General features: G+C 40.8%; 6 protein-coding genes and 2 pseudogenes. 5 read left to right on the top strand and 3 right to left on the bottom strand.

Features of this window, described 5'->3' with window-relative positions:
• The first annotated feature begins 117 nt into the window (after positions 1-117).
• From nrdD to Q7P05_RS06800, 3 genes are all read left to right on the top strand, one after another.
• Positions 118-2,268 (top strand): anaerobic ribonucleoside-triphosphate reductase, encoded by a 2,151-nt coding sequence (nrdD, locus tag Q7P05_RS06810; protein WP_060924760.1) that lies wholly within the window; start codon positions 118-120, stop codon positions 2,266-2,268.
• Positions 2,269-2,407: 139 nt separating this feature from the next.
• A complete protein-coding gene (gene nrdG / locus Q7P05_RS06805) occupies positions 2,408-2,905 on the top strand; it encodes an anaerobic ribonucleoside-triphosphate reductase activating protein (protein WP_303931278.1) in 498 nt (165 codons plus the stop codon).
• A gap of 2 nt (positions 2,906-2,907) precedes the next feature.
• Positions 2,908-4,146 (top strand): chloride channel protein, encoded by a 1,239-nt coding sequence (locus Q7P05_RS06800; RefSeq protein WP_303931277.1) that lies wholly within the window; start codon positions 2,908-2,910, stop codon positions 4,144-4,146.
• Here the strand turns inward: Q7P05_RS06800 and Q7P05_RS09620 are convergent.
• A pseudogene (locus tag Q7P05_RS09620) lies at positions 4,119-4,268 on the bottom strand (IS3 family transposase); the annotation flags it as partial. The gene Q7P05_RS06800 and the pseudogene Q7P05_RS09620 sit on opposite strands and share 28 nt — an antisense overlap.
• 272 nt (positions 4,269-4,540) lie before the next feature.
• Here Q7P05_RS09620 and Q7P05_RS06795 point away from each other — a divergent pair.
• Both Q7P05_RS06795 and Q7P05_RS06790 read left to right on the top strand, forming a co-directional pair.
• A complete protein-coding gene (locus Q7P05_RS06795; RefSeq protein ID WP_303931274.1) occupies positions 4,541-9,196 on the top strand; it encodes an ESPR-type extended signal peptide-containing protein in 4,656 nt (1,551 codons plus the stop codon).
• 87 nt (positions 9,197-9,283) lie between these two features.
• Positions 9,284-9,931, top strand: a pseudogene (locus tag Q7P05_RS06790) (hypothetical protein).
• A gap of 153 nt (positions 9,932-10,084) precedes the next feature.
• Here Q7P05_RS06790 and Q7P05_RS06785 read toward each other — a convergent pair.
• Both Q7P05_RS06785 and Q7P05_RS06780 read right to left on the bottom strand, forming a co-directional pair.
• Positions 10,085-10,633, bottom strand: coding sequence for a gamma carbonic anhydrase family protein (locus Q7P05_RS06785; RefSeq protein WP_060924757.1), 549 nt, complete (start codon positions 10,631-10,633; stop codon positions 10,085-10,087).
• A gap of 17 nt (positions 10,634-10,650) precedes the next feature.
• Complete coding sequence (locus Q7P05_RS06780; protein ID WP_296006663.1) at positions 10,651-11,604, bottom strand: nitronate monooxygenase; 954 nt, start codon at positions 11,602-11,604, stop codon at positions 10,651-10,653.
• Positions 11,605-11,778: the final 174 nt, after the last annotated feature.

The following is an 11,778-nucleotide window of genomic DNA, read 5'->3' as shown; positions in this document are numbered from 1 at the left end:
GTTTAGTCATAATTCTTTACATTTTTACATATAAATTTATAAAAAGTATGGTTTTCCATACTTTTTTCTATGTCTTAACATATATTTCAGCGGTAACAAAATGGGGAGGTTGCCAATATGTTGCAGGTCATTAAACGGGATGGTACAAAGGTACCATTTGATAAGAATAAGATTGCTTTGGCTATAGAAAAAGCTGAGCATAGTAGTACAGGGTTGTACGAAGAGGGGTTGGCACAGCGTATTGCTGATGAAATTGAAGAATATGCTACAAAGCTCCAAAAAGACATGACAATTTATGCTATTGAAGATCAAGTGTATTATAAGTTGATTGAGTATCATAATCCTGCAACGGCACGTGCCTATGAAGGTTACAAAGCTGTTCAAGCTTTTAAGCGTCGTCAAAATACTACTGATGATGATGTAATCGGCTTATTAGATCGCAGTAATGTCAGCGTTCTCGATGAAAATTCTAATAAGGATGCTGCCATTGTATCTACACAACGTGATTTAATCGCTGGTGAAGTATCTAAGGATATCGCTCGCCGTAAATTAATTCCTACAGATATTTTAGAAGCCCATGATAGTGGTGCTATCCATTTCCATGATATGGATTACATTATCCAACCTATGTTTAACTGTTGCTTGATCAATTTGGAAGATATGCTAACAAATGGTACGGTTATCAATGGTAAGAAAATTGATACACCTAAATCCTTCCAAGTTGCATGTACAGTAACAACGCAAATTATTGCCCAAGTTGCATCTGGTCAATACGGCGGTCAAAGTATTAATGGTATCGATCGCATTTTGGCGCCATTCGTACGTAAATCTTACGAAAAAATCCTTAACAATGTTATTGAAGAACAAGTTGAGATTTACGGGATGGAACCAAATATGGAAAAAGCCCGTGAAATTGCGTGGAAACGTACGCGTAAAGAGGTTAAGGATGGCATCCAAACTATCCAATATCAAATCAATACATTGATGACTACAAATGGTCAATCTCCATTTGTTACATTGTTCATGTATTTTAAACCTGATTATGAATACGCTAAAGAGGCTGCTCTTATTACAGAAGAGATCTTGCGCCAACGTATTAAGGGTGTAAAAAATGAAGCTGATGTATATATTACGCCAGCATTCCCTAAATTGATTTATGTTCTTGATGAACATAATGTAACGCCTGATAGTCCATATTACTATTTAACTGAACTTGCTGCACAATGTACGGCTAAACGCATGTATCCAGATTACATTTCCGCTAAGAAGATGAAGGAAAACTATGAAGGTAATGTATTTAGCCCAATGGGATGTCGTTCTTTCTTATCTCCTTGGAAGGATGAAAAGGGGAACTATAAATTTGATGGTCGCTTTAATATGGGCGTTGTAAGTTTGAACTTACCTCAAATTGGCATCTTAGCTCGCGGTAGTGAAGAAAGATTCTTTGAAATTTTAGATAAACGTCTTGAATTAGCTGAAAAAGCATTACTATTACGTTACAACTTATTAAAGGATGTAGTGAGTGATGTATCGCCAATTCATTGGCAACACGGTGCTATTGCGCGCCTAAAAAAAGGAGAAAAAATCGCTCGCTTCCTTACTGGTGGTTATGCAACGATTTCTCTTGGCTACATCGGTATTTATGAAGCAACTCGATTGATTACTGGTGAGTCTAACACAGGTGAAAAAGGTCGTGTATTCGCCATGAAAATTATGGATCGTTTAAATGATGCTATCAATCTATGGCATGATAAACATAATCTTGGCTTTGGTTTATATGGTACACCTGCTGAAAGCTTAACAAATCGATTCTCTTCTCTAGATCGTGCTCGCTTTGGTGTAATTGAAGATATCACCGATAAAGGATATTATACTAATAGCTATCACGTTAATGTTCGTGAAGAAATCAATGTATTTGATAAGTTTAATTTTGAATCTGAATTCCAAAAGAAATCGACTGGCGGTTGTATTTCCTATGCGGAAATTCCGAATATGACTAATAATATTCCAGCTGTTTTGACTATGATTCAATATATTTATGATCATATTTCTTATGCTGAGTTTAATACCAAGTCCGACTACTGTCACGAATGTGGTTTTGATGGTGAAATTAAGGTCAATGAACATAATGAATGGGAATGTCCTCGTTGCCACAACACAAACCGCGATAAATTAACTGTAATTCGTCGTACCTGTGGTTACCTAGGTGAAAACTTCTGGAACGAAGGACGTACGAAAGAAATCAAAGATCGTGTAATGCATATCTAATACTAGATAGCATTAATTAAAATTCTATACATGGTAAAAGCTGTGCCTTAGGCACAGCTTTTACTGTATTTATGAGAAATTGAAAGATATCTATATAGTGTTAGTCAAAGTTGATAACCACACTACTATGGGGGTAATTATGAGATATGGGCAAATAAGACAATATGATATTGCCAATGGAGAAGGAATTCGTACATCTATATTCGTAACAGGGTGCACACATTGTTGTTATAACTGTTTTAATGAAGAGTATCAAGATTTCAATGCCGGTAAAGAATGGACTCAAGCTGAAACTGATCTAGTTGTTTCTTATGTGAAAAATCCTACATGCTCAGGTTTAACCTTGTTAGGTGGAGAGCCTTTTCAAAATGTACAAGGTTTATTACCTGTGATACGAGCAGTCCGTGCAGCAGCACCAGAAAAGAAAATTTGGGCCTATTCAGGGTATGAAATAGATGATATCTTAGAAGACGAGTTGAGAAGCACTTTGCTACACGAAATTGATATTCTCGTGGATGGGCGCTTTGTAGATGAACTTAAAGATCCAGCATTACGTTTTAGAGGTTCATCTAATCAACGCATTATAGATGTTAAGAAAACATTAGAATCTGGTGAAGTCGTATTAGCAATGGAGTAAGTATGACATTTGATAAACGTTTAATAGGGCTCATAATTATTGTAGGATTTATAGCAGGATTAGTGGGGGCTTCTTATACACATTTAATGCATAGTATTCAGCATTTTGTATATAATTATTCTTCTGCAGATCATATGAGTTTTGGTGCTGCTGTAGCGCGAGTATCCCCAGTAGAACGATTGATACCACTCATTATTTGTGGTCTCATAGGTGGCGTAGGCTGGTTTCTTATTCATCGATATGGTAAAGGTGTTGTAGACATTAAAACTGCCGTTTCCGGTAAGATGGAGATGAATCCAATAACTACTATTTTACATGCAACCTTACAAATTATTACGGTAGCTATAGGTTCACCTTTAGGGCGAGAAGTAGCCCCTCGTGAAGCAAGTGCGGGGATTACAACTTTTTTAGTTAAGCACTTTGACATAAAACAAGAAGATCGCCAATTATTGATTGCTTGTGCTGCAGGTGCTGGTCTTGCGGCCGTTTATAATTCACCTTTATCGGCGGCAATCTTTACGTTAGAAACCTTGCTCCTTACTTGGAATATACGCGCCATGAGTGCTGCACTTATTTGCTGTGGATTAGCAACCTTTGTAACGAGACAAGCAGGTGTAGGGGATGTCATTCAATATACAATGGCTCAACCTAGCTTGGGTAGTCATTATGTAGAATTCTCTATTGCCTTAGGCGCTATTGTTGCTTTAGGTGTGGTTCTATTTAATATTACTCAAGGTAAGCTACCTTCTATTCATCGCAGCAGTCCTATTATGATCCCCATATCTATCGTAGCCTTTACACTTATTGGTGCGTTAGCTATGTATTTTCCTGAAATACTTGGGAACGGTAAAGCTGGGAATGAATTGACCTTTACCAATGATATTACTTGGACCTATGCATTGGGTTTATTTGGTTCTAAGTGGATAGCAGTACTACTTGCATTAGCGGCAGGTGCTTATGGTGGTCGTATTACTCCATCTATGATGTTGGGGAGTACGCTAGCCATAGTATTTGGGACTCTTTGGTCTATTGCTGTAGCGCCTATATCATTGGGGATGGCTGCCTTTATCGGTGCCGTAGCATTTTTAGGACTCGCACAAAAAATGCCTATGACCTCATGTGTATTTATGCTTGAGCTTTCAAGATTTTCTGTAGAAATGTTGTTCCCTATAGCGTTAACTATGGGTACAGCGCTTATGGTAGAGCAGATTATTCAGTCAAAACTAAAGAGTGATAAATAGTAATCTAAACACATGGATGCTTCCCTGTATTTTACAGGGGGCATCCATTTTGTTTTTTTCTGGATCCTTCTATTGTTGTAATAGTTAATATATTCTTCTATCGCTACTACAAAAGTATTAAATGATGAATATTCTTTTCAATAGAATAATTTAATAGTATATATAAGAATATCGAGGACTGTTCGAGTGACGGTGCCTCGATATTTTTTGTATATCGAAAAATTGATAATTTGAACGCATAATTATGTGAAAATAAAATGAAAAAAATTTACTTATACAGTAAAATGTGGTATTTTAGTTATATAATTTTGAGAAAATCGATATAGTCTCAGTTTGGTTATTGTAATTTTTATGTAAGTGGATATAGTTAGTTTAATTTATAGGAGTAAGATTGATGAATCGAGTTTTTAAAGTAATTTGGAATCGTACAAAGGGGTGTTACGTAGTCGTAGCGGAAACGGCAAAGAACATGACGAAACGTTCTTCTTTGTCGGTTGTATTTTCTAAAATGGTAGGTGCTACTGCGCTTGCCGTTATGTTGACGGGCGTTATGATGCCTACGGATGCTTTGGGGGCACCGATTAAAAATGGTATCGGAGCGCAGGCCTCAAATAATGGTGGTATCGCTATTGGTGATATAACTAATGCACTTGGTGATTATAGTGTAGCCATCGGTAACGGTGCAAAAGCAGCCGGTGAAAGTACTGTAGGCACGAATATCCCGACAAGTACAGTAGCTATAGGTCAAGGGGCACAAGCTTTGGAAAACGGGGATATCGTTATCGGTCGTTCCGCAAAGAGTATTGTTTCTACGCATCATGGTAATCCTGGATCCGGCGCTGTTGTTATGGGGGCGGATGCTGCTTCCTACGGTGCTCGTGGTGATGTGGCTATCGGTGCATCTGCGGAAACAAATGTAAAAATTAAGAATGATGGCGGTACTGTTAACCCTAAATATGCGCAAGGTGTAGCTATCGGCAGCACTGCAAAAACTTATGGTACACAGTCTCTTGCTCTCGGTGCAGATACAAGAGCTATTGGTAATTCATCTGTTGCCATCGGCGGTGATGATATCGATATGGCTCGTATTGAATTGGAAACAGCTGTGCCTCAATTGGCTGCAGGAAACGGTATTAAAAAGAGCTTTAACAAGGAAATTGAAGATAAATTCGCCGGCACTCTTGGTTCGGCATCTATTAATGTAAAAGGTAAATATGCAAATACGGCGGCTATCGGTGATGCAACTACGGCTATCGGTACATTGAGCGAAGCCTATGGTACAGGCTCTACAGCAATCGGTATCAACTCTTTGACTAAAGGTGTAGCCAGCACCGGCATCGGTATCATGACACGTAGTTGGGGAACAAATTCTCTTGCTCTTGGTACGCAGGTTGGTGCTTACGGTGATCGTTCATCCTCTATCGGTGATACGAACCAGGTCGGTTTAGATATGAAAGACGGTTCTAAATCCGGGAAAGAGTCTGCTGCTGTTGGTTCCAAGAATACGATTTACGGTAATCAGGCGTATGCTATCGGTGCAGGAAATACCATCGGTTCCGCTACTGTTATGACCACGACGGAAGCAAATGGTAGTGGTGCAGGTGCCGATCAGGATAAAATTACAACTGTTACAGACGGTACTGTTAAAGGTAATATGTCCGGTGCATTCGGCTATAAGAACAGTATTACGGCCGATAATTCTTATGTAGTGGGCAGTAACTCCAATGTTTCCGCTGATGGGGCTATGGTTCTCGGGAACAATGCTTCCGTGACGGCGAAAAATGCTGTGGCTCTCGGTAATAATACAAAGGTAGATAATGAAAGTGCTGTAGCTCTGGGGACCGGTTCTGAAACGGCAGCAGCTGTAGCGACACCTTCCGCAACCATTAACGGGGCTGTACATAACTTTGCAGGTATTAATCCGGCATCCACTGTAAGTGTCGGCAAGGCAGGCATGGAACGGACAGTTACTAATGTAGCGGCAGGTCGTATTTCCGCTACTTCTACGGATGCTATCAACGGCAGTCAATTGCATGCAGTTACTTCGGAGATGGATAAGGGCGTGGCATATGCCGGTGATGTGAAAGCTGCATCGGCTACAGCTAATCAATTTACTCGTAAATTTGGTGAACAGACGAATATTATCGGTGGTGTGACTGATCCGACAAAACTATCCGATAATAATATCGGCGTTGTATCCAACGGAACGGATACATTAAATGTAAAATTAGCGAAAACGTTAACCGGTCTAGAAAGCGTTACTGCCGGCAGTACGACTATCAACAATGACGGCTTGACTGTAGGCGGTAAGACTTATGTAACGCCGAACGGTATCAATGCGAACAATCAGAAGATTACCAACGTGGCGGATGGTAGTAATCCTAATGATGCAGTTAACTATGGCCAGTTACAAAAAGCTATCAACGGTACTGCGAAGGCATCCACTGTGAAAGCAAAGGATGCGAATGTGGTCGTAACGGAAGGTACGAATGCGAATGGCGGTAAGGAATTTACTGTCGGTTTAGGCAATAAAATTAATGTCGGTGCTGCCCACCCTGTAACTGTAGATGGTGATACAGGTCATGTAACAGGTCTCACGAATACGGATTGGAATGTGGATAATCCAGTGGCTGTATCCGGTCGTGGTGCTACGGAAGATCAGTTGAAGAAGGTTAACGACAAAGTTAATACGAATAGATCCGACATCGACAAAAATAAACAGGATATTGCGGGTAACAAACAGAACATCAATAAAAATGCCGGAGATATCGCCAACAATACGCAGAACATCAATAAGAATAAACAGGATATCTCCGATATCAATAAAACTCTTGAAAAAGGCTTGAACTTTGCCGGTGATACGGGTGCCGTAAGCAACAGAAAATTAGGTGATACAGTAACTATCAAAGGCGGTGCTGATGCAGCTAAATTATCCGACAATAATATCGGTGTTGTATCCGACGGTAACGGTACATTAAATGTAAAATTGGCGAAAGAATTACAGGGGTTAACGTCTACAACTTTCACAAACGGTGGTAATAACACTGTTATCAACGGTGACGGTATGACAATCAATCCTGCCGGCGGTAATAAGGTGAGCCTCACAAAGGATGGCCTCGATAACGGAGGTAATAAGATTACGAATGTAGCCGACGGTACGGATCCTAAAGATGCGGTTAATAAATCCCAATTGGATAAGGCGACAGCGGCTGCGACTACAACGGTGACAGCCGGTAAAAATATTATCGTTACACCTGGCACCAATGCGGATGGGTCGAAAAACTATGAAGTGGGTCTTAAGGATCAGGTGACAATGGGCACAGATCTGACAAAACAAGTGGCTATAGACGGCAACGCCGGCACAATCAAAGCCGGCGATAAGGTTGAAATCGATGGTAATAAAGGTACTATTAAAGCGGGCAATGTAACGATTGACGGCGAAAACGGTACCATTAAGGCCGGCGACAAGGTAACGATCGACGGCAAAGACGGCAAGATTGCGGCAGGGAAAGTTGCTGTTGACGGTAAGGACGGCTATGTGACAGGTCTGGAAAACAAAGATTGGGACCCTGATAATATCTCAAGCGGTCGTGCTGCTACAGAAGACCAGTTGCAGAAATCTCACAAGACCTTGGATAATAAAATTACCAACTTGGGCGATGAAATCACGAAGAAAGGTATGGATTTTGCCGGTAATACAGGCGAATTCCATCGTGATTTAGGTCAAAAGGTTACCATTAAAGGTGAAGGTACAGAAAATGATGATAAATATTCCGGTGAGAATATTAAGACCGTAGCCGAAAATGGTAATGTTACGATCAAGATGGCGAAGGATCTCAAGACTGACAGTTTAACTACCGATAAGGTGAAAGTCGGTAAAAACGGCAAAGACGGCGTATCCATTACAGGACCTAACGGTGCTGACGGTACGGACGGCAAGGTAGGCATTGCCGGCAAAGACGGTAAAGATGCTGTATCCATGTCCGGTAAAGACGGTGTCGGTCACATCGGTTTAAGCGGTAAGGACGGCCGCAATGCGGATATTACCGTTGATAAAGGCGATCCTGACCTTAACGGAAACGAAATCACTCGTATTAAATATCGGGATGAAAACGGTAAGACACATCAGATGGCAACCAAAGATGATGGTATGAAGTACGGTGGTGATACCGGTACGGTTATCAAGAAACAGCTTAACGAACAGGTGAATGTAGTCGGCGGCATTACCGATGCCAATAAGTTGACCTCAGAAGATAATTTGGGTGTCGTATCCGACGGCAACAATAACCTTAAGGTTCGTATGGCGAAGGACTTGAAAGGTCTAGAAACCGTAACGACTAAGGACGCTGACGGTAATACAACCGTTATGAACAGTGGCGGCGTGACAATCACTCCGGCCGGCGGCAATCAGGTGAGCCTCACAAAAGACGGTCTCGATAACGGCGGCAATACGATTAGTAATGTCGGTCCTGGCGTAAACGGTACCGATGCGGTTAATGTAAATCAATTGAAAAATGCTACTGGCGGCTTGTCAAATGCCATTAATGCGGTAGCGGGCGAAACGCAACGTGTGGGCGCTCATGCGGCGGCACTTTCAGCATTGAAACCTATTCAGTATGATCCGTTGGAACCGACTCAGGTGATGGCCGGCATCGGCAACTATCGCGGTGAAACGGCGGCGGCTCTAGGCATTGCACATTACACGGCGGAAGATACCATGTTCCATGTAGGGATGTCCGTAGGTAGCCACCATAACATGGTGAATGCCGGTGTAACTCGTAAATTCGGCACTTCCGATGCGAAGAAAGCTGTTCCTGAACGTTATAAGGGCGGTCCTATCAGTTCTATTTATGTGTTGCAAGATGAAGTAACAGCGTTGAAAGCTGAAAATGCACGTATGCAAGAAAGCCTCCATGAGTTGTCTTCTGTTAAGGATGATAATGCACGTATGCAAAAACGTATTGATGAATTATCCTCTGTGAAGGAAGATAATGAACAAATGAAGGCTCAAATTGCATTGTTGATGCAACAAGCAGGTCTTACAAAATAATCGAATCTGAATATTCGAGTTCTTCATGGCTCATGTAAGGATTGTGAAAGCCGCCCTTCGGGGGGCGGCTCATCATAAGGAGGATGTATGAAATTCAAAAAAATTATGCCTGTATTGGCGCTTGCTTGTGTATGTGCAGTTGGTCAGGCGGATGCGGCTCGGGATACTTTGATGATGCCAGAACAACCAGCTGAACCATTAAACGTGATTGAAGCAGAAGTGGCTATTCCTGTACCTAGCGAAGAAGTTCGTGAAGTAGTGAATGCTTTCACACAATTCCAATTGGATCAAAAAGATAGATATATCATGGACGACTCTCGTATTATGAAGGGCCAAGAACGGTACCGCAATAATGCATTGTATTATATGAACGTTCGTCGTAGCTGGTACATTGTGAGTCATCGTTATAAGAAAGACAGCTATGCACGCATGGCGTTAGATCGTTTGTATAATGATTATAAAGACTTTTTTATTAATCATGTGACTGTGTCTGACGATGAAAAAATGGACTATGCACAACAAATCATCGATATCTTGGATCGCAATACGGCCAATGTACATGATGATGAATTGCGTTTCTACATGAATGAAATGGTTATCTTTAGCTTGAAAGAAGCTATGAAAGACGGCAACAATCGCGTGAAACCTGCCGAATAAGAAGACATTTCTAAGATGATGGAAGAACATCGTAGGGTGGATCTTCGACAAGCGATTTATGCACCAACAATTCAATAAAATTTAGACCACATAAATTATGAAAGCCGAGGCAGTGATTGCCTCGGCTTTTGTTATTGTCTTTAGACTGGTTCGCGACGTAGTCGCGAATCATAAAACCACCCGTTTTACGGGTGGTTCTGATTATTTGTGCAAATTTTATTGTATATGTGATTATACGATTTTGGCGTTTTTATCGTATTCCTCGCCACCTGCATCAGGAAGCATACCGTATTCGATAGTCCACAAGTGTTTATATTTTAAAGCTTGATTGTGAATGCGTTCAATTTGAGTTTCATCTGTGCGAACAACACGGGCTGGAATACCGACCACTAATGAGTTAGGAGGAATTACAGTATTTTCTTTTACTACTGCACCAGCTGCGATAATAGAGCCAGATCCAACATGACAACCGCTCAACACAATAGCACCCATACCAACTAAAACATTATCTTCGATTGTGCTTGCATGAACGATTGCACCGTGGCCGATTGTTACATAATCGCCTAAGATACATGCTTTATCGTCATCTACATGTAACACAGAGTTATCTTGTACATTCGAGTAACGACCTACTACAATCTTGTTTACGTCACCACGAAGGGCACAATTTTGCCAAATAGATGCATATTCTTTAAGCTCTACATCACCAGCAAGTTCAGCACCGGGCATTACACAACTTTTAGGATCTAATTTTGGATATTTTCCATGAAATGGTAACATATGACACTCCTAATTGATTAAACAATTTCAAGAAGGCGTTGAGCCTTACGAATAGACATAATAGCTTCGTTCATTACTGTTTGAACAATTGTATGAGCTGGTTCGATAGCTACAAGACGATTCAAGGCTTGACCAACTTGTACGGCGCCGTTTACTACATCGCCATCAATAGCGGCGCGTTTATTAGTACCTTGAGACATTTTTGTGCGCTCTTCAGGTGTAGTAACACCATCAGTTTCTGCTGCTAAATAGCGAGTCGTAAATTCATTTTTTAAGCTGCGAACGCCGCCGTGTCCAGAGAGAAGACCAGTTACAACAGAATCAGTATCTGTTGCTTTGATAATTGCTTCTTTCATATTTTGATGTGCTTGGCATTCTTCTGCTAATAAGAAGCGAGAACCCATTTGTACACCTTGTGCACCCATTAATAAAGCTGCGGCAAGACCACGACCATCAACGATAGAGCCTGCTACAACAACTGGAATACTGATTTCTGGCAAAATATTTTCCATTAAAGACATTGTTGTTTGGCTACCAATATGACCACCAGCTTCCATACCTTCTACAATCATCGCATCAGCACCAGCTTCTTCAATACGTTTAGCCAATTTAAGGGAAGGTACTACAGGGATAACCTTGATACCAGCCTCTTGGAGCGGTTTGATATATGGTACAGGATTACCAGCACCAAGTGTTACGAAAGCAGGTTTTTCTTGGATGATAACATCTACCAACTCGTCTTTATTAGGAGCCATCAACATAAGGTTAACACCGAATGGTTTATCAGTTAATTCTTTGCATGCACGAATTTCGTTGCGAGTCCATTCTGCATCACGACCACCGAGGGCGATAACGCCTGTTGCACCAGCGTTTGCAACGGCAGATACTAATTTGTGTTCAGATACCCAAGCCATAGCACCTTGGATAATAGGATATTCAATTTGTAAAAGTTCTGTTAAAGCTGTTCTCATAAATCCTCCTATGATAACAATATAAATGACGATTTCTCTGACCGATATTTCATATTAAGATCGTGAAGTTCTTATTATGATTATATCGCATAGAGAAGTAAGTGTTCATAAGTACATACTTATATAATAAGTTATTAATTAAGTTCTTTTAGAATATATAATATAACAATATTC

Origin of the sequence: Veillonella dispar (assembly GCF_937975875.1) — a bacterium.
In the GTDB taxonomy this organism is placed as follows: domain Bacteria; phylum Bacillota; class Negativicutes; order Veillonellales; family Veillonellaceae; genus Veillonella; species Veillonella dispar_B.
This window is presented reverse-complemented; position numbering and strand designations above follow the sequence as displayed.

Coding starts and splice junctions, on each gene's coding strand:
- nrdD (WP_060924760.1), top strand. CDS start 118: ATGTTGCAGGTCATTAAACGGGATGGTACAAAGGTACCATTTGATAAG.
- nrdG (WP_303931278.1), top strand. CDS start 2,408: ATGAGATATGGGCAAATAAGACAATATGATATTGCCAATGGAGAAGGA.
- Q7P05_RS06800 (WP_303931277.1), top strand. CDS start 2,908: ATGACATTTGATAAACGTTTAATAGGGCTCATAATTATTGTAGGATTT.
- Q7P05_RS06795 (WP_303931274.1), top strand. CDS start 4,541: ATGAATCGAGTTTTTAAAGTAATTTGGAATCGTACAAAGGGGTGTTAC.
- Q7P05_RS06785 (WP_060924757.1), bottom strand. CDS start 10,633: ATGTTACCATTTCATGGAAAATATCCAAAATTAGATCCTAAAAGTTGT.
- Q7P05_RS06780 (WP_296006663.1), bottom strand. CDS start 11,604: ATGAGAACAGCTTTAACAGAACTTTTACAAATTGAATATCCTATTATC.